17 protein-coding genes are annotated in these 16,912 nt (G+C 68.5%); 5 read left to right on the forward strand and 12 right to left on the reverse strand.

Translation table 11 applies throughout. From position 1 onward, the window contains the following. Nucleotides 1-36: 36 nt before the first annotated feature. The 3 genes from hemW to rph form a co-directional block, all read right to left on the reverse strand. Complete coding sequence (gene hemW / locus P5F91_RS07075; protein ID WP_277906892.1) at nt 37-1,206, reverse strand: radical SAM family heme chaperone HemW; 1,170 nt, start codon at nt 1,204-1,206, stop codon at nt 37-39. Continuing rightward, nucleotides 1,194-1,793 carry an RdgB/HAM1 family non-canonical purine NTP pyrophosphatase gene (rdgB, locus tag P5F91_RS07080; protein ID WP_277906893.1) on the reverse strand — a complete coding sequence of 200 codons (600 nt, stop codon included), beginning with the start codon at nt 1,791-1,793 and terminating at the stop codon, nt 1,194-1,196. Before rdgB ends, hemW begins: the two co-directional genes overlap by 13 nt. A gap of 156 nt (nt 1,794-1,949) precedes the next feature. Beyond that, nucleotides 1,950-2,669: a ribonuclease PH gene (rph, locus tag P5F91_RS07085; RefSeq protein WP_145619820.1), complete on the reverse strand. Its 720-nt coding sequence runs from the start codon at nt 2,667-2,669 to the stop codon at nt 1,950-1,952. A gap of 174 nt (nt 2,670-2,843) precedes the next feature. Between rph and hrcA the strand changes: the two genes are divergently transcribed. Continuing rightward, nucleotides 2,844-3,878, forward strand: coding sequence for a heat-inducible transcriptional repressor HrcA (gene hrcA, locus P5F91_RS07090; protein ID WP_277906894.1), 1,035 nt, complete (start codon nt 2,844-2,846; stop codon nt 3,876-3,878). A gap of 162 nt (nt 3,879-4,040) precedes the next feature. Then, entirely contained in the window at nt 4,041-4,613 is a 573-nt protein-coding gene (gene grpE, locus P5F91_RS07095; protein WP_145610897.1) for a nucleotide exchange factor GrpE, read from the forward strand. Nucleotides 4,614-4,769: 156 nt separating this feature from the next. Here grpE and P5F91_RS07100 read toward each other — a convergent pair whose 3' ends face one another. The 9 genes from P5F91_RS07100 to P5F91_RS07140 all read right to left on the reverse strand — a co-directional run bounded on the left by P5F91_RS07100 (nt 4,770) and on the right by P5F91_RS07140 (nt 13,732). After that, nucleotides 4,770-7,235 (reverse strand): sensor histidine kinase, encoded by a 2,466-nt coding sequence (locus P5F91_RS07100; RefSeq protein WP_277906895.1) that lies wholly within the window; start codon nt 7,233-7,235, stop codon nt 4,770-4,772. 182 nt (nt 7,236-7,417) lie between these two features. Further along, nucleotides 7,418-8,713, reverse strand: a complete 1,296-nt coding sequence (ahcY, locus tag P5F91_RS07105) for an adenosylhomocysteinase (RefSeq protein WP_277906896.1) — start codon at nt 8,711-8,713, stop codon at nt 7,418-7,420. Nucleotides 8,714-8,893: 180 nt separating this feature from the next. Next, on the reverse strand, nt 8,894-9,334 hold the full coding sequence (locus tag P5F91_RS07110; protein ID WP_145610894.1) for a type II toxin-antitoxin system VapC family toxin: 441 nt from the start codon (nt 9,332-9,334) through the stop codon (nt 8,894-8,896). Beyond that, nucleotides 9,331-9,624 carry a FitA-like ribbon-helix-helix domain-containing protein gene (locus tag P5F91_RS07115; protein WP_145610893.1) on the reverse strand — a complete coding sequence of 98 codons (294 nt, stop codon included), beginning with the start codon at nt 9,622-9,624 and terminating at the stop codon, nt 9,331-9,333. The genes P5F91_RS07110 and P5F91_RS07115 overlap by 4 nt, the downstream gene beginning before the upstream one ends. Before the next feature lie 227 nt (nt 9,625-9,851). Beyond that, nucleotides 9,852-11,645 (reverse strand): phosphoenolpyruvate--protein phosphotransferase, encoded by a 1,794-nt coding sequence (ptsP, locus tag P5F91_RS07120; RefSeq protein ID WP_145610892.1) that lies wholly within the window; start codon nt 11,643-11,645, stop codon nt 9,852-9,854. Between the two features lie 7 nt (nt 11,646-11,652). Beyond that, nucleotides 11,653-11,955: an HPr family phosphocarrier protein gene (locus tag P5F91_RS07125; protein ID WP_145610891.1), complete on the reverse strand. Its 303-nt coding sequence runs from the start codon at nt 11,953-11,955 to the stop codon at nt 11,653-11,655. 3 nt (nt 11,956-11,958) lie between these two features. Next, entirely contained in the window at nt 11,959-12,360 is a 402-nt protein-coding gene (locus tag P5F91_RS07130; protein WP_088872337.1) for a PTS sugar transporter subunit IIA, read from the reverse strand. Beyond that, nucleotides 12,357-13,271, reverse strand: a complete 915-nt coding sequence (rapZ, locus tag P5F91_RS07135) for an RNase adapter RapZ (protein ID WP_145610890.1) — start codon at nt 13,269-13,271, stop codon at nt 12,357-12,359. Before rapZ ends, P5F91_RS07130 begins: the two co-directional genes overlap by 4 nt. Beyond that, nucleotides 13,268-13,732: an HPr kinase/phosphorylase gene (locus tag P5F91_RS07140; protein WP_277906897.1), complete on the reverse strand. Its 465-nt coding sequence runs from the start codon at nt 13,730-13,732 to the stop codon at nt 13,268-13,270. Before P5F91_RS07140 ends, rapZ begins: the two co-directional genes overlap by 4 nt. A gap of 505 nt (nt 13,733-14,237) precedes the next feature. Between P5F91_RS07140 and P5F91_RS07145 the strand changes: the two genes are divergently transcribed. From P5F91_RS07145 to P5F91_RS07155, 3 genes are all read left to right on the forward strand, one after another. Continuing rightward, nucleotides 14,238-15,329, forward strand: coding sequence for a patatin-like phospholipase family protein (locus P5F91_RS07145; protein WP_145610888.1), 1,092 nt, complete (start codon nt 14,238-14,240; stop codon nt 15,327-15,329). Between the two features lie 63 nt (nt 15,330-15,392). Next, nucleotides 15,393-15,620 (forward strand): hypothetical protein, encoded by a 228-nt coding sequence (locus tag P5F91_RS07150; protein ID WP_004274531.1) that lies wholly within the window; start codon nt 15,393-15,395, stop codon nt 15,618-15,620. Between the two features lie 240 nt (nt 15,621-15,860). Continuing rightward, complete coding sequence (locus P5F91_RS07155; protein ID WP_145610887.1) at nt 15,861-16,748, forward strand: hydrogen peroxide-inducible genes activator; 888 nt, start codon at nt 15,861-15,863, stop codon at nt 16,746-16,748. Nucleotides 16,749-16,912: the final 164 nt, after the last annotated feature.

A 16,912-nucleotide genomic window follows, 5' to 3' on the forward strand; every position in this document is an offset into this window, starting at 1 on the left:
CTCGGTGGACAGCGCAATATGACGCAGAAGGGTGTCTTATCCCAACAGCGCCGCCAGCACGCCGTTCAGCCGCTGGCGACCGTCCGCCGTGGCGGTCAGGCGGTCGCCCTCCAGGGTCAGCAGGCCGTGGCGGGACAGGCGGTCTACCGCTGCCATGTCCACCGGAACCATGCCGCCCGCCTCGGCCGTCAAGCGCGACAGGCTGACGCCCTCGGCCAGGCGCAGGCCCATCATCAGGGCCTCGCGGCCGCGCTGCTCCGGCGTCACCCTCTCATCGGCGTGGGCGCCGGTGCCGCCCTCCTCCACCCGTTGCAGCCAGATTTCGGGCGCGCGGTGGGTGCGGGTGGCGATCTTCTCACCCTTCAGCGTCAGGCGGCCGTGGGCGCCGGGGCCGATGCCGACATAGTCGCCATAGCGCCAGTAGACCAGGTTGTGCCGGCTTTCCTGACCGGGGCGGGCGTGGTTGGAGACCTCGTAGGCCGGCATGCCGGCCTGGTTCAGCAGGACCTGCGTTGCCTCATAGAGGTCGCCGGCCAGATCCTCGTCCGGCACCACCAGGTCGCCGCGCTGGTGCAGGGTGTGGAACTGGGTGCCTTCCTCGATGGTCAGCTGATAGAGCGACAGATGGCCCACCGCCATGTCCAGCGCGCGCGACAGCTCATCCTGCCACGCCGCCACGGTCTGACCAGGGCGCGCATAGATCAGATCGAAACTGAAACGATCGAAGACACCCTTGGCCATGGCGATGGCGGCCGTCGCCTCGGTGGCGGAATGCTTGCGGCCCAGCACCTTGAGGTCGGCATCGTTCAGGGCCTGGATGCCCATGGACAGGCGGTTGACGCCGGCGGCGCGGAACCCGGCGAAGCGCGCCGCCTCCGACGAGGTCGGATTGGCCTCCAGCGTCACCTCGACGCCGTCGCCGATGCCCCAGTGGTGATCGGCCCGTTCCAGGATGGCCGCCACCGTTTCCGGCGGCATGAGCGAGGGGGTGCCGCCGCCGAAGAAGATGCTGCTGAGGCGACGCCCCGCTGGCACCCGCGCGGCGAAATGGTCCATCTCCCGCAGCATCGCCGCGCGCCAGCGGGCCTGGTCCACGCCCTCGCGGACATGGCTGTTGAAGTCGCAATAGGGGCATTTGCTGGCGCAGAACGGCCAGTGCACGTAGAGGCCGAAGCCGCCCGGTACCGTGTCGGTCAGCGGAAGCATCGCTCCACCAACTGGCGGAAGGCCTGGGCCCGGTGGCTGATGGCGTGCTTCTCGTGCGGTTCCATCTCGCCATAGGTCACGGTGTAGCCGTCCTGGACGAACATGGGATCGTAGCCGAAGCCCCGGTCACCGCGCGGCGGGTTGACCAGCTGGCCGTGCACCTCGCCCTGCACCGTCTCCACGTGGCCGTCCGGCCAGGCGATGGTGAGGGCGCAGATGAAGCTGGCGTCGCGCGGCGCGCCGGGCGGCAGCTCCCGCTCCACCCGGGCCATGGCGGCGGCGAAGTCCTTTTCCGGCCCGGCCCAGCGGGCGGAATAGATGCCGGGGGCGCCGTCCAGCGCCACCACCGCCATGCCGCTATCGTCCGCCAGCGCCGGCTTGCCCGCCGCCTTGGCCGCCGCCAGAGCCTTCAGCTCCGCGTTCTCGCGGAAGGTCAGGCCGGTCTCCTCCGGCTCGGGCAGGCCCAGCTCCCCCGCCGTGGGGAAGTGGGCGACGTGATCGCCCAGCAGGGCCGCGATCTCCTTCACCTTGCCCTTGTTGTGGGTGGCGATGATCAGGGTGTCGCCGGTGAATTTGCGGTTTGTCATTCGTTCGCCTCAGACGCCGGCGGGGCATCCGCCCCTTGGCTTATCCTCGTTTTCCAGTCCGCTACGCTCCCCGGAAAACTCCGGCGGCCCCGGTCGGGGCCTAGGGGCTTGACTGTGACGCCAAGCCCCTAGGGAACTCATCTGGGTTTGCTGCGGTCAGAGGCCCAGGGCCGTCTTCTGCAGGGCGGTCAGCTGGGTGATGCCGTGGCGGGCCAGGCGCAGCAGCTCGTTGAACTGCGCCTCGTCGAAGGGGCGTTCCTCGGCCGTGCCCTGGATTTCCACGATGCCACCGGCGCCGGTCAGGACGAAGTTGGCGTCGGCCTGGGCGTTGCTGTCCTCGGCATAGTCCAGGTCCAGCACGGCCTGGCCGTTGTAGATGCCGCAGGAGATGGCGGCCACGCTGTCGATCAGGGGGATCTGCTTCAGCACGCCGATGCGCATCAGGTGGGTGAAGGCCTGGTGCAGGGCGACATAGCTGCCGGTGATGGCGGCGGTGCGGGTGCCGCCGTCGGCCTGCAGCACATCGCAGTCGATCTTCACCTGGATTTCGCCCATGGCCTTGCGGTCGGTGACGGCGCGCAGCGCGCGGCCGATCAGGCGCTGGATTTCCTGGGTGCGGCCGGACTGCTTGCCCTTGGCGGCCTCACGGTCGGTGCGGCTGTGGGTGGCGCGGGGCAGCATGCCGTATTCCGCCGTCACCCAGCCCAGGCCCTGGCCGCGCAGGAAGGGCGGCACCTTTTCCTCGACACTGGCCGTGCACAGCACGTGGGTGTCGCCGAAGCGCACGAGGCAGGAGCCTTCGGCGTACTTGGCGAAGCCGGTCTCGAGCGAGACGGCGCGGAGCTGGTCGGCGGCGCGGCCGGAGGGGCGGGTCATGGCGGGGCGGTCCCGTAGCTGTCATAGGGTGTTTTGAAGGCCCTACCTAGCGACGGAACCATCGCCCTGTCCACCCCGGATGTGGCGGGCGGCCCCGGCGATGATTGATAACACCGCCGTCCATCATTAGATTTAAGGGCATCCTTCCCCATCCATCAGGCCCCGCCCGCAGGCATGATCACCGAGCTGAACCAGCGTTCCCGCGACATCTTCCGCCAGATCGTGGAAGCCTATGTCGAAACCGGGGAGCCTGTGGGCAGCCGCACCCTGTCGCGCCGCCTGGGCATCACGCTGTCGCCCGCCACCATCCGCAACGTCATGGCGGACCTGGAGGAGCTGGGCCTGCTGAAGGCGCCGCACACCTCCGCCGGGCGCGTGCCGACGGACGTGGGCCTGCGCCTGTTCGTCAACGGCCTGCTGGAGGTGGGCGACCTGTCGGATGACGAGCGGGAGAGCATCGACGCCCAGTGCGCCGCCTCCGGCCGGTCCCTGCCCGAGGCGCTGGAGGAGGCGACGACCATGCTGTCGGGCCTGTCGTCCTGCGCCGGGCTGGTCATGGCGCCCAAGACCGACCGCCCGCTGAAACATATCGAGTTCGTGAACCTGCAGCCCGGCCGCGCCCTGGTGGTGCTGGTGACGGAGGACGGCCTGGTGGAGAACCGGGTGGTGGAGGTGCCCATGGGCATCCCCTCCTCCGTCCTGCAGATGGCCAGCAACTACCTGAACGCCCGCGTGGTGGGCCGCACCCTGGCCGAGGCCCGCACCCGGCTGCAGGCCGAGGCGGAAGAGCAGCGCACCCAGCTGGACGAACTGACCCGCCGGGTGGTGGACACCGGCATGGCCACCTGGGCCGGCAGCCGCAACAGCGGCGTGCTGATCGTGCGCGGCCAGGCCAAGCTGCTGGACGACGTCAGCGCCCTGTCGGACCTGGAACGCATCCGCAGCCTGTTCGAGGCGCTGGAGACCCGCGACGCCATGATGCGGCTGCTGGAGGCCACCGGCCAGGCGGAGGGCGTGCAGATCTTCATCGGCGCCGAGAACAATCTGTTCAGCCATGCCGGCTGTTCCCTGATCGTCTCGCCCTACACCAACGGCAAGGACCAGATCGTGGGCGCCATCGGCGTGATCGGGCCCACGCGCATCAACTATGCCCGCATCATCCCCATGGTGGACTACACCGCCAAGGTCATCAGCCGGATGATCGGGTAGACCGGTCGACCGTCGGCCGAACTATTCGGCCCACCCGCGCTTTATTCCTGGCCGGATCCCCGCATCGCCTCTGGCGCGGCGGACGCGGGATGCCTATCTTCTGCCCGTTCCGGCGGTGTCGAGCCGCCGTTGTTCCGCACCCTTTTTGAGACTGCCGCTAAGATGACCGATAACAACGAGACGACCACCGCCCCCGAAACCGACGCCGCCCCCCAGCAGCAAGCGCCGGCATCCTCGGACGCCGTCGCCGCGCTGGAAGCCGAGGTCGCGTCCCTGAAGGACCAGCTGCTGCGCAGCATGGCCGAGGCGGAGAACACCCGCCGCCGCGCCCAGAAGGAGCGTGAGGACACCGCCAAGTACGCCGTGTCCGGCTTCGCCAAGGAACTGCTGGCCGTGGCCGACAACCTGCGCCGCGCCATCGAGGCCGTCCCGGCCGAGACCCGCGCCGGCAACGACCAGGTCAACACCCTGCTGACCGGCGTGGAAGCGACGGAGCGCCAGTTGATCGCCGCCTTCGACCGCGCCGGCATCGTGAAACTGGAACCCATGGGCCAGCCCTTCGACCCCAACTTCCACCAGGTGGTGGCCGAGGTCGACGGCACGGACAAGCCCGCCGGCACCGTCGTCACCATCCTGCAGCCCGGCTACACCATCCAGGGCCGCCTGCTGCGCGAGGCCATGGTCTGCGTCGCCAAGGCCGGCGCCAACCCCGGCAAGGTGGATACCAGCGCGTAATTCCCGAAATCGCGTCTTGAAGCACCACAAGCCTGGCCCTTCTGGGCCAGGCTTTAGGACGCGACCGCGTCCGCCGCAGGTTTTCGGGGAGCGGCAGCGGACTGAAAACCGAGGACAGCCAAAGGCCCGGACGGGCCTGCCGGCGCCTGAGGAACACTAAACCAATACAGGCTGCCGCAACGGCAGATGACACTGGATCAGCGTGCCCTGATCGCTGTCGCTGATCTCCACATGGCCGCCGTGCAGCTCGACGAAGCTTTTCACCAGTGACAGGCCCAGGCCGGCGCCGGCGGGATGGTTCTGCACCTCGCCGCGCTCGAACTTGTTGAAAACGCGCTGGCGGTCGGCGGCGGGAATGCCGATGCCGGTGTCGCTGACCGACAGCACCATCTCCGGCCCCCCCTCCCCCATCTGGCGCCTGGCCGACAGGGTGACCTGGCCGCCGGGCGGCGTGAACTTCACGGCGTTGCTGACCAGGTTGTACAGCGCCTGCTTCAGCCGGCGCTCGTCGGCGTCGAGGTTGCCGATGTCGGACGGCACCTGCACCAGCAGGGTCACGTCCTGCTTGCGCGCCCAGTCCAGGGTCAAGCCCGACACCGCCTCCAGCAGCTGGCCGACATCCACGGGAGAGCGGTCCAGGGTCATGAAGCCGGCCTCAATGGTGGCCAAATCCAGAATGTCGTTGATCAGGGCCAGCAGGCGGCGGCTGGCCTCCAGCACGCCCTTGGTGTAGTCCGCCTGGCGTTCATTGAGTGCGCCGAAATACTGGTTATTGAGGATTTCGGCGAAGCCCATGATGGCGTTCAGGGGCGTGCGCAGCTGGTAGGAGACATTGGCGATGAATTCCGATTTCAGGCGGTCGGCGGTCGCCAGCGCCTCATTGCTGGCGCGCAGCGCCTCTTCCACCCGCACGCTGTCGGTGATGTCCAGCACGCTGATCAGCACGGCGCCATCGGGCAGCGGCACGTTGGACACGTCGACGATGGACCGGTCGGTGCGTTCCAGCCGGCCGGCGTAGCTGGACCGTTCCAGGAGATCGGCGATCATGGTGCGCCGGCGGGCCGGCCAGTCGCCGTCGTGGTCCAGCAGGGGTTGCAGCTTGTCGATCACCTGGGTGATGTGCGGCTCACCGTTCAGGTCCGGTCCCTTCAGCCGCCAGATGCGGGCGAAGGAGGGGTTCCACAGCTTCAGCCGGCCGTCGCCGCCGAACACGGCCACCCCTTCCGCCAAATTGTCCAGCGTCTCCTGCTGCACGGCCATCAGGGTGTTGTAGGACGATTCCAGGGCCAGCGCGTTGGTCACATCCTCCAGCACGAACATCAGGCCGCCGAAGGGGTGGGGGACGGCGATGGTGCGCAGGGTGGTGCCGTCCGGCAGGTGGGTCAGGTCCTCGCGCGGCTCCGTCAGGTTGGTGAACTGGGCCAGCTGCGCGCGCTTCCACCGGGGAAAGTCCACCTCCTCCTGCAGGCGCCGGCGGCTGCGCAAATCCTCCAGCACCTCGCCATAGCTGGGCTCGGTCTCCAGCCAGCTCTCGTCCAGGCCCCACAGCCGGGCGTAGGAGCGGTTGTGGAACTTCAGCTTGGTGTCGGCGCCGTAGATGGCGATGGCGGAGCCCAGGTGCTCCAGCACGTCGGCATGGGCAGCGATGTGGCGCTCCAGCTCCGACGACAATTCCTGCTCGCGGGTGGTATCCAGCGCGTGGCCCAGCAGCGCGACGCCCCCCTCCAGCGGCATCTCCAGGGGCGTTTCCGTCAGGCGCAGCAACTGGCGCTGGCCGGCGACGATGACATAGCGGCTTTCCCAGGCCGGCTCCCGGCCCGACAGGGCGCGGGCGGCGAGTGACTGGCCGGCGCCGGGACCGGTGACCAGCTCCACGCCCTGCGCCACCACCTCGTCCGGCGGCACGCCGACCGCCGTGCCGTAGGCCTGGTTGCACCAGGCCAGCGCCCCATCGGCACGCCGCATCCACAGGGGGAAGGGCAGCAGGTCCAGGGCGGCGCGGAACTGGGCCAAGCCCTCCTCCGCCACTTGGCGGCGCCGCTCCTGAGCCTTGGCGTCCGCCGTGGCGGCGGTGACATCGCGCAGCCACAGCACGCTGAGCGCCGCCGGTGGGTCGCCCCCGTCGCCGGGGGTGACGGGCGGCGCCACCCGGCGGCCGATCGCCAGCAGGCTGCGGCGGCCCTGATGGCAGGCCAGCTGGCGGGTGAAGGGGGTGCCACCGGTGTCCAAAGCGCGCAGCGCCTGACGCAAAGCCTCGTCATCCGGCGTGGTGAAGGCCTGCGTGATCTCATCCGGGCGGCTGCCAGGCTGCGGGTCGGGGATGCCCAGCCAGGCGCCGGCGCTGGCGCTGGCGCCGATGACGCGACCGTCCTGCCAGGCCACCCATTCGTCAGGGCAACCGGCCAGCAAGGCGTCGGCCCGCACCGCCTGGGCCTCGACCCGGGCGCGCTGGCGGGTAAGGCGCGTCAGGCAGATACCCACCACCACCAGGCTGGCGGCCGACCCCGCCAGCACCAGGGGCAGCGGCAGGTCGGGAAATCCCAGGCGCAGGCACGGGATCCCGGGCGCGGCCAGGGCGGCGACAGTCAGCGCTAGAGGCAGGGTGGTGGCGTTCTTCGGCATGACGCGCGAATCTTAGTTAATGACGGGGTAGGTGCCAAGCCAACGGAAGGCTACGTTTTCGCGGCAAACCTTTGGGAATCCAAACAGTGATGCCCGCTATCGCGTTCCGCCAAAGGAAAAGGCCGAGCGCGACGGCCCGGCCTTCCCCTGAAACCGCTGGGACCGGGGCCCCCGCGTTCTTCTCAATACCGGTAGTGATCCGGCTTGAACGGGCCCTGCGGGCTGACGGCGATGTACTCCGCCTGCTTGTCGGTCAAGGTCGTCAGATTGGCGCCGATCTTGGCCAGGTGCAGGCGGGCCACCTTCTCGTCCAGGTGCTTGGGCAGCACATAGACCTTGTTCTCGTACTTGTCGGCGTTGTTCCACAGCTCGATCTGGGCCAGCACCTGGTTGGTGAAGCTGGCGGACATGACGAAGCTGGGGTGGCCGGTGGCGCAGCCCAGGTTCACCAGGCGGCCTTTGGCCAGGACGATCAGGCGCTTGCCGTCGGGGAACACCACCTCGTCCACCTGCGGCTTCACCTCTTCCCACACGTAGTTGCGCAGGGCGTCGATCTGGATTTCGCTGTCGAAGTGGCCGATGTTGCAGACGATGGCCCGGTCCTTCATCTCACGCATGTGGTCCAGCGTGATGACGTCGACGTTGCCGGTGGCGGTGACGAAGATGTCGCCCAGGGGGGCGGCCTGTTCCATCGTGACGACCTGATAGCCTTCCATGGCGGCCTGCAGGGCGTTGATGGGGTCGATCTCGGTCACCATGACGCGGGCGCCCTGGCTGCGCAGCGAGGCGGCGGACCCCTTGCCCACATCGCCGTAGCCGCAGACCACTGCCACCTTGCCGGCCATCATGACGTCGGTGGCGCGCTTGATGCCGTCCACCAGGCTCTCGCGGCAGCCGTACAGGTTGTCGAACTTGGACTTCGTGACGCTGTCGTTCACGTTGATGGCCGGAACCTTCAGCGTGCCCTTCTTCATCATCTCATACAGGCGATGCACGCCCGTGGTGGTCTCTTCCGACAGGCCGCGGATGTCCGCCAGCATCTCGGGGTACTTGTCGTGCAGGATCTGGGTGACGTCGCCGCCGTCGTCCAGGATCATGTTGGGGGTCCAGCCGTCGGGGCCGCGCAGCGTCTGCTCGATGCACCACCAGAACTCCTCCTCCGTCTCGCCCTTCCAGGCGAAGACCGGGATGTTGGCGGCGGCGATGGCGGCGGCGGCGTGATCCTGGGTGGAAAAGATGTTGCAAGAGGACCAGCGCACGGTGGCGCCCAGGTCCACCAGCGTCTCGATCAGCACGGCGGTCTGGATGGTCATGTGCAGGCAGCCGACGATGCGGGCGCCTTCCAGCGGCTTCTTGCCCTCATATTCCGTGCGCAGGGCCATCAGGCCCGGCATCTCGGTCTCGGCGATGGTGATTTCCTTGCGACCCCAGCCGGCGAGGCCGATGTCCTGGACTTTGTAATCGGTGAAGGCGGTCATGGGGACGATGCTCCTTTGGTGCCCCGCCGGCGCACGGAGGCGAGCCTGGGCGGCCCGGGCGGGATGATGCGCCAGGGTGTACCAGCGGGCCGCCTCGCCAGCAAGCATAAAGACATCTTTATGTGTGCATTTGTTGGTGAGGCGGTAGCCTCACTAGGCCGCGCCCGCCGCCTGGGGGAACTACCTCAAGAACCGCTCCACCTCATGCACCAGCACCACGCGCCCCGCCAGCCGGCCGCCCAGGGGTCCGCGCACGGACCGCACCAGGGCCGGGTTGGCGGTGACGTAGACCAGCTGCAGGCCCTGGGCCAGGGCCAGGTACAGGCAATCCTGGGCCGGATGGGACAGCTGCGCCGCCAGGCGCACGGCATCGGCCAGCAGCGGGCGTGACGGCATCAGCTCCACCTCCGCCCCTTGCAGGGCCATGGCGGCGGTGGCCGCCTCCACCGCCGTCAGGTCGCCCAGGGCCACCTTGGCGCCCAGCACCTGGGCCAAGTCGCCCATCAGCACGTCGGGCGCCAGCAGGCGGTGGCCCAGCAGGCGGTCGGCCACCGGGCTGGTCGCCTCCGGCACCACCCATTGCAGGGCGACCGAGGCGTCGATGACGAACTGCAGGGTCATGCGCCCTCTCCCTCGCCCGGCATGTCCGACGGAATGGCTTCCGGCAGGGCCGCCCAGGTCTCGGCCCGCGTGGCGGCCATGACGTCGCCGGCGGGGCGGTGGGCGCGGTCGGCCAGGGACTGGCGCAGGGAAGAGGCGAGGGCGCGGAAGTCCTGCGGCTCGTTGGCCAGCGCCTGGCGCAGGATGTCACGGCACTCGGCTTCCATGGAACGGCCGTGACGGGCGGCGCGCAGCTTCAGGCGGCGCACCAGGTCCTCATCCAGGCCACGGACGGTTAGGGCGGTGGGCATCGGGATCCTCCCAGGCAATGCCAGCAATGCTGGCACGCCTGAAGGTGAATCAGAGACCCGAACCCCGTCAAGCGGCTGATTCTCGCCCCCCTCAGCGGCATGAAAACTTAATTCATGCCGCTGTAGGACCCGACCGGGTCCGCCGGAGCCTTTTGGGGAGCCGAAGGCGGACTGAAAGGCGAGGAAGCCAAGCCCGCGGACGCGGGCGCCCAGCGCCTGAGGGAACTTCACGCGGCGGCGTCGTTGAAGTCGTCCAGCAGGGCCGCGATGCGGCCCCGGTCGGTCTGGTCCATGATGGTGCGGGCGCGGCGGGTGGCCTCGATCAGATCCAGCCCGCGCAGGCGGCGCTTCACCAGGGGCAGGTTGTTGGGCGCCATGGACAGCTCGCGAATGCCCAGGCCCAGCAGCAGAGCGGTGTAACGCGGGTCGCCCGCCATCTCACCGCAGATGGACACGGGGATGCGGGCGCGCAGCGCCGCCTCGGTGGTGAACTGCACCAGGCGCAGCACGGCAGGGTGCAGGGGGTCGTACAGGTCAGCCACCTGCTCGTCGCCCCGGTCGATGGCCAGGGTGTACTGGATCAGGTCGTTGGTGCCGATGGCGAAGAAGTCGCAGAAGGGCGCCAGGCCGTCGGCCGACAGGGCGGCGCCCGGTATCTCGATCATGATGCCCAGCTTGGGCAGGGGGTGGGCGATCTTCACCCCCCGGCGGCGCAGACGGCGCACCACCGTGGCCATGATCTCGCGCACCCGCCGCACCTCGGCCACCGAGCTGATCATGGGCAGCAGGATGCGCAGGTTGCCATGGGCCCCGGCGCGCAGCATGGCGGCCAGCTGGGTTTCCAGCAGCTTGGGTTCCTTCAGCGACAGGCGGATGGCGCGCAAGCCCAGGGCGGGGTTCGTGGGCTCGCTGAAATACCCCCGCAGGGCGGTCGCGATCTTCTCCCCGCCGATGTCCAGGGTGCGGGCCGTCACCGGCTTGCCGTCCATGCTGGTGACGATGCGGGTCAGGATCTCCGTCTGCTCATCCTCGTCGGGCAGGTCCTCGCGGTTCATGAACAGGAACTCGGTGCGCAGCAGCCCCACGCCCGACGCCCCCACCTCGATGGCGCCGTCCAGCTCACGCGGCAGTTCCAGGTTGGCGTTCAGGGTGACGGAGGTGCCGTCGCGGGTGATGGCCGGCAGCTTGCGCAGGCTTTTCAGCTGCGCCCGTTCGGCCAGCAGCTCAGCCCGGCGGCGGCGATAGCCGTCCAGCACGTCCGGGCTGGGGTTGACGCAGACCTGGCCGGCGATGCCGTCCACCACCACCGTGTCGCCATTCTGCACGCCCTGCAGCAGGCCCAGGGTGCCCAGCACGGCCGGTAGGCTGAGGGATCGCGCCATGATGGCGGTATGGCCTTCCGGCCCGCCCAGCATGGTGGCGAAGCCGGCGATGCGGCGCGGGTCCATCAGGGCGGTGTCGGCGGGGCTCAAATCCTCCGCCAGGACGATGCAGCCCTCCGGCAGGAAGGAGAAGGCCTGGTACTTGTGCTGCATCAGGTTGCGCAGCAGCCGCTGGCCCACCTCGCGCACATCGGCGATGCGGGCCGCCAGGTAGGCGTCCTCCATATCGGCGAAGCTCTGCGCGATGCTGGTGATTTCCGCCTGGACCGCGGCCTCGGCGTTCACCTTTTCCTGACGGATGCGTTTTTCCACGCCGCGCATGAGGCGGGAGCCCGACAGCATGGCGAAATGGGCGTCCAGCAGGAAGCCGATCTCCTCCGCGGCGCTGTCCGGCAGGCCGGAGGCCTTGGTCTTCAGCTTGCGCACCTGGCGGCGCGCCTTGTCGGCGGCGGTGGCGAAGCGCTGGACCTCTGCCTCCAGCTCGGCCTCGGGAATGGCGTATTCCGGCGCCAGCAGGGCGCTGGCGTCCACCACATGCGCCGGCCCGATGGCGATACCGGAGGAAACCCCCACGCCCCGCAGCAGACGATCGGCCGCCGCCTTCGTCGTGCGGCCCCGGCCAGATGCGCGATCGGCCATTTGCCGTTCAGTCCTCATCGAACTTGCGATCGACCAGGGCGACCAGGGCGTCCAGCGCCTGTTCCCCCTGTGGCCCCCGCGCCCGTAACGTGATGGAGGTGCCGATGGCGGCCGCCAGCATCATCAGGCCCATGATGGACTGCCCGTTGACCTGGGTGTCGCCCCGCTCCACCTCCACCTCGGCATCGAACTCCGCCGCCAGCTTCACGAACTTGGCCGCCGCCCGGGCGTGCAGGCCGCGCCGGTTCTGGATCAGCGCCGTGCGCGACGGGCCGAATTCGCCCGCGTTTCCTTCCCCCCCGCCCGTCATGGCTCAGTTATCCGCCAGCAGGGAGGAGGCGACGTTGATGTACTTACGGCCCGCCTCGCGCGCGGCCTGCACCGCGCTTTCCAGCGACTCGGTCTTGCGCACCGAGGCCAGCTTGATCAGCAGGGGCAGGTTCACGCCGGCGATGACCTCGACCTTGGCGCGGTCCATGGTGCTGATGGCCAGGTTGGACGGCGTGCCGCCGAACATGTCGGTCAGGACCACCACACCGTCGCCGGTGTCGCACTCCGCGACCTTGGCCAGAATATCTTCCCGCCGCTGTTCCATGTCATCTTCCGGCCCGATGCAGACCGCGCGCACTTGTGCCTGTTCCCCCACCACGTGCTGGAGGGCCAGTATGAACTCCTCGGCCAGGCGGCCGTGGGTCACGAGGACCATACCGATCATCGGGTCTCCCTATTGACGACATGCGCGGGCTCCGGGGACACGCCGGACCGGTCCAATTCCCGGTGGGCGACGCCCACCCGGGAGCCCTGGGTTTGCAACCATGCCGCCAGCCGGTTGGCGACAAAGACGGAACGATGGCGGCCCCCGGTGCACCCCACGGCGATGGTGAGGTAGCGCTTGCCCTCGTTCAGGTAGCGGGGCAGCAGGGGGGCCAGCAAGCGGGTGAGGTTGTCGAAGAAGGCGGGGAAGTCGCCATCCTTCTCGATGAAGGCACCCACGGGCGGATCGTTGCCGGTCAGCGGCCGGAGATCGGGAACCCAGTGGGGATTGTCGAGGAAACGGACGTCGAACACCAGGTCGGCCTCACGCGGGACGCCGTGGCGGAACGAGAAGCTGGTCACGAAGACATGCAACGACGGCGCCGTGTCCAACCGGAAATGCCCGCCCAGCAAACGGCGGACATCGTGGATGGAAAGCTGGGTCGTGTCGACCACCACGTCGGCGTTGTCACGCAAGGACCACAGCAGGCCGCGTTCCCGGGCGATGCCGTCGGGCACGGGCCGGTCGGTGGCCAAGGGATGGGGCCGGCGGGTCTCCGTGTAGCGCCGCTGCAGCACCTCGTCGGACGCCTCCATGAACAGCAGGCTGACGGTTCGGCCCGCGGCCTTGCGCAACCGGTCCAGTTCCGCGCCCACGGCATCGGCGGAGAAATCGCGGGTGCGGCTGTCGATGCCGATGGCCAGCGGCCTGTCGCTGGCCTGCTCCACCAGATGGGTCAGCAGCGACAGGCGCAGGTTATCCACCGCCTCGTAGCCCAAATCCTCCAGCGCCTTCAGCGCCGTGGAAAGACCGGCGCCGGACAGGCCGGTGACCACCACCACGGGCGGGCGGGTCATGGGAAGCTCACTCATGCGGCCACCTCGTCGAAGGCGGCGGGGATCAAGGGCGCCCCCGCGGTCAAGGCCGCCAGAGCCAGGCGCAGGGCGGCGGGGGCGGATGCTGCGAAGGGCCACAGGGCCATGCGGGGCACGTCCACGCCGGCCAGGGTCACGGCGGCGGGGACGGGCAGGCGGGGAACGGCGTCGCGGTCGACCAGATCGACCACCAGGCGCAGAAAGGCCGACGGGGTGGCGGGGGCGGGCAGGATGCCCAGTCCACGCACCTCGATCAGGCCAGCCAGACGCTCGGGCGCGGTGGCGGTCAGCAGGGTGCGCGTGGGATCGGCGGCAAGATCCACCTGGTCGTCGGCCACCAGCAGGCCGCCCGCATCCACCAGGCGCAGGGCCAAATCGGATTTGCCCGACCCCGACGGCCCCCGCAGGAGGACGCCGGCACCGCCAACACTGACGCAAGTGGCATGGACGCGGATCATGGTCGAGGGAAGGTGCGACCGATGGCCCCCCCTGTCAATGGCATGACGCGTATGCGCGGCCCCCCCGGACCCGCCTGCCCTAACCATCGCCCCCCGCCTTCCCTTCCAGACCCCGCTGCGATCCCAGCCGTCGCGGCCCCTTCGCCAACCCCCGAAGGCGGATATGGGATACCGATCGCGCCGTCGGTTTTAGCAGAAGCGGCCGGTGGGCGCAAAGTCGGGGCGGCACATCGGTTTGGCGGCGCAACATTTCGAGGGGAGATTTGTAACGACGCGTGGCGGCGGACCGCGATAGAGTGCCAAGGCCGGGCCGGCCTTCCGCGCAAACGGCCTGCGCAAACGGCCGGGCGCGGCGCGAATTGCCGCTCTTGGACCTGCGGGGCGCGGCCCCATATCATTGACGCCCCGGGGGCGCCGCAAGGCCCGCCGCCCAGGGGTATCTTCGCGTTCCGGCCGCCGTTCGGTTGCGCCGCATCATGGATCAACCCAGCGACAAGGTCCCCCGATGCCCGACAGCACGCCTCCCCAAAATCCGCCCGGTTCCAACGAGGCCGCCGCCCCCAAGGCGAAGGGGCGCAACGGCCAGCCGCACAAGCGGGTTAACCTGGGCCTGCAGGGCGGTGGGTCGCACGGCGCCTTCACCTGGGGCGTGCTGGATCGTCTGCTGGAGGATGGCCGGCTGGAGGTGGAGGCCATCTCCGGCACCAGCGCCGGCGCCATGAACGCGGTGGTCATGGCCGACGGCTATGGCAAGGACGGGCGCGAAGGAGCCCGCCAGGCGCTGCGCACCTTCTGGACCAAGGTGGGCGAGGCCGGGCGTGGGTCGCCGCTGCAGCGCAGCCTGCTGTCACGCCTGCGCGGCAGCTGGCGGGTGGACGACAGCCCTGGCTATGCCTGGTTCAACATCATGAACATGCTGGTCTCGCCCTATCAGAGCAATCCGCTGGGCATCAACCCGCTGCGCCGCATCCTGGAAGACCTGATCGATTTCGACCAGGTGCGCTTCGCCGCCGGCATCGACCTCTACCTGTCCGCCACCAATGTGGAGACGGGCAAGGTCAAGATCTTCCGCAATCGCGACATCACCGTGGACGCCGTGCTGGCCTCGGCCTGCCTGCCCCAGATGTTCCAGGCGGTGGAGATCAAAGGGGAGTATTATTGGGACGGCGGCTTCATGGGCAACCCGTCGCTGTGGCCCATCGCGTACGAGAACGAGAGCCACGACATCATCGTCGTGCAGATCAACCCGCTGGTGCGCAAGGGCGTGCCCAAGACGCCGTTCGAGATCGCCGACAGGGTGAACGAGATCACCTTCAACGCCTCGCTGATGCGTGAGATGCGGTCCATCCGCTTCGTCTCCCGCCTCATCGACTCCGGCGACCTCACCTCCGACCAGTACAAGGCCCTGCGCATGCACGTCATCGAGAATGACGAGGCCCTGGCCGACATGCACGCCAGCAGCAAGCTGAACGCCGAGCCGGAATTCCTGCAGTACCTGTTCACCAAGGGGCGGGAGACGGCCGACTGTTGGCTGGCCGCCAATTTCGACAAGGTGGGCGTGGAGACCAGCGTCGACATCGTGCAGGATTATTTATGAGGTTTGGGAGGCTGCCCATAAGGCCCCTTGGCCTTCGGCCCTGGCCGGCTATATGATCCCCCCATGGTCGAGACCCGCCCCACCACCTCCCGCCTCGGCGGGCTGATCCCCGACGGTTCGGACCGGCACTCCATCCTGGTGCCGCCGCCGGCGCCCACGCGCGCCGTGCAGAAGGCCAAGCCCGGCAACCGCTGGCCCTCGGCCCGTGAGTTGGCCAGCCTGATGGTCAACGGCATCCTGACCCTGCCCGCGCGCTATCGCCGGGGCATGTTTCTGGACGTGCTTCTCTGAGGTCCCTCAGGCGCCGGGCGCGGCCATCCGGCCGCCTGGCTTATTCCCGATTTCCAGCCCGCTGATGATCCCCGGAAATTTTCGGTCGCCCTCTTCTATGTAAAGGGGCGCGTCCCAGGGATCTTGTGTGGATCTGTCCCGGTGCCACACACTTCGATTGGTTTTGTAATTAGAATAATTCCAATCATGGCGCTTTGGGGTTAAGATGGCGTAGCCACCGTCCCCTTGAAGACGCCACCAATGACTCTGCCCAGCCTCAAGCAACTCCGCTATCTCGTGCACCTGCATGAGCACCGGAATTTCAGCCGGGCGGCCGCGGCGTGCAACGTCACCCAGGCCGCCCTGTCCTCCGGCATCCAAGAGCTGGAGTCCCTGCTGCGCCTGCACCTCGTGGAACGCACGCGGCGCATGGTGGCCTTCACCGCCGTGGGCGAGCAAGTGGTGGAAAAGGCGCGCGAGCTGCTGCGCGTGGCGCAGGACCTGGGCAATATCGGACATGGCGAGGGGCCGCTGGCCGGCATGCTGCGGCTGGGCATCATCCCCACGGTGGGCCCCTATCTGCTGCCCCGCCTGCTGCCCAGGTTCGCCAGCAGCTATCCCCTGCTGGAACTGCATGTGCGGGAGGAGTTCAGCGCCAACCTGTGCGCGGCACTGGGCCATGGGGAACTGGACTGCGCCATCCTGGCCCTGCCCTATCCCTGCACGGCGCTGGACTACGATTTCCTGTTCGATGACCCGCTGATGCTGGCCTTCCATATGGAGGACCCGGTGGGCGGCCTTGCCACGCCGCAGGAGGCCGACTGGACGGAGCGCCTGCTGCTGCTGCCGGACGGGCACTGCCTGCGCGACCATGCCCTGGCGCTCTGCGGCCGCGCCGACCTGCAACGCCAGGCCATGTCCGCCGCCACGCTGCAGACTCTGGTGCATCTGGTGGACAACCGGCTGGGCGTCACCTTGCTGCCGGAAATGGCGGTGCAGGCCGGCCTGCTGCATGGCCTGCACGTGACCACCCGCACCCTGCCGGATCCGGAGGCCAAGCGCCGCATCGTGCTGGCCTGGCGTAGCGGTGCCGCGCTCAGCACCACCTACCAGCGCCTGGCGCAGGCGATCCGCGAGGCACGACACTAGGCAGGCATGTCCAATGCCGAAGAATTGCCGCGCCGCACAAATTATTAACGCCAACGGTCCGCCTTATGTTAATAATTATGCCGCTTATCCATTAGCGGCGTTTTCATTTTTATTTCCTTTATAGATTTTCCCTATAAGAATTATAGAATCAATTAGTTTGTTCC

This window comes from Nitrospirillum amazonense (assembly GCF_029594735.1).
Classification (GTDB): Bacteria; Pseudomonadota; Alphaproteobacteria; order Azospirillales; family Azospirillaceae; genus Nitrospirillum; species Nitrospirillum amazonense.

Excerpts from the sequence above, each read along its gene's own strand:
- grpE (WP_145610897.1), top strand. The coding sequence starts at position 4,041 with ATGACCGATAACAACGAGACGACCACCGCCCCCGAAACCGACGCCGCC.
- rapZ (WP_145610890.1), bottom strand. The coding sequence starts at position 13,271 with ATGAGTGAGCTTCCCATGACCCGCCCGCCCGTGGTGGTGGTCACCGGC.
- P5F91_RS07125 (WP_145610891.1), bottom strand. The coding sequence starts at position 11,955 with ATGACGGGCGGGGGGGAAGGAAACGCGGGCGAATTCGGCCCGTCGCGC.
- hemW (WP_277906892.1), bottom strand. The coding sequence starts at position 1,206 with ATGCTTCCGCTGACCGACACGGTACCGGGCGGCTTCGGCCTCTACGTG.
- P5F91_RS07150 (WP_004274531.1), top strand. The coding sequence starts at position 15,393 with ATGGTCGAGACCCGCCCCACCACCTCCCGCCTCGGCGGGCTGATCCCC.
- P5F91_RS07110 (WP_145610894.1), bottom strand. The coding sequence starts at position 9,334 with ATGACCCTGCAGTTCGTCATCGACGCCTCGGTCGCCCTGCAATGGGTG.
- P5F91_RS07115 (WP_145610893.1), bottom strand. The coding sequence starts at position 9,624 with ATGCCCACCGCCCTAACCGTCCGTGGCCTGGATGAGGACCTGGTGCGC.
- rph (WP_145619820.1), bottom strand. The coding sequence starts at position 2,669 with ATGACCCGCCCCTCCGGCCGCGCCGCCGACCAGCTCCGCGCCGTCTCG.
- ahcY (WP_277906896.1), bottom strand. The coding sequence starts at position 8,713 with ATGACCGCCTTCACCGATTACAAAGTCCAGGACATCGGCCTCGCCGGC.
- P5F91_RS07130 (WP_088872337.1), bottom strand. The coding sequence starts at position 12,360 with ATGATCGGTATGGTCCTCGTGACCCACGGCCGCCTGGCCGAGGAGTTC.
- rdgB (WP_277906893.1), bottom strand. The coding sequence starts at position 1,793 with ATGACAAACCGCAAATTCACCGGCGACACCCTGATCATCGCCACCCAC.
- hrcA (WP_277906894.1), top strand. The coding sequence starts at position 2,844 with ATGATCACCGAGCTGAACCAGCGTTCCCGCGACATCTTCCGCCAGATC.
- ptsP (WP_145610892.1), bottom strand. The coding sequence starts at position 11,645 with ATGGCCGATCGCGCATCTGGCCGGGGCCGCACGACGAAGGCGGCGGCC.
- P5F91_RS07100 (WP_277906895.1), bottom strand. The coding sequence starts at position 7,235 with ATGCCGAAGAACGCCACCACCCTGCCTCTAGCGCTGACTGTCGCCGCC.
- P5F91_RS07145 (WP_145610888.1), top strand. The coding sequence starts at position 14,238 with ATGCCCGACAGCACGCCTCCCCAAAATCCGCCCGGTTCCAACGAGGCC.
- P5F91_RS07140 (WP_277906897.1), bottom strand. The coding sequence starts at position 13,732 with ATGATCCGCGTCCATGCCACTTGCGTCAGTGTTGGCGGTGCCGGCGTC.
- P5F91_RS07155 (WP_145610887.1), top strand. The coding sequence starts at position 15,861 with ATGACTCTGCCCAGCCTCAAGCAACTCCGCTATCTCGTGCACCTGCAT.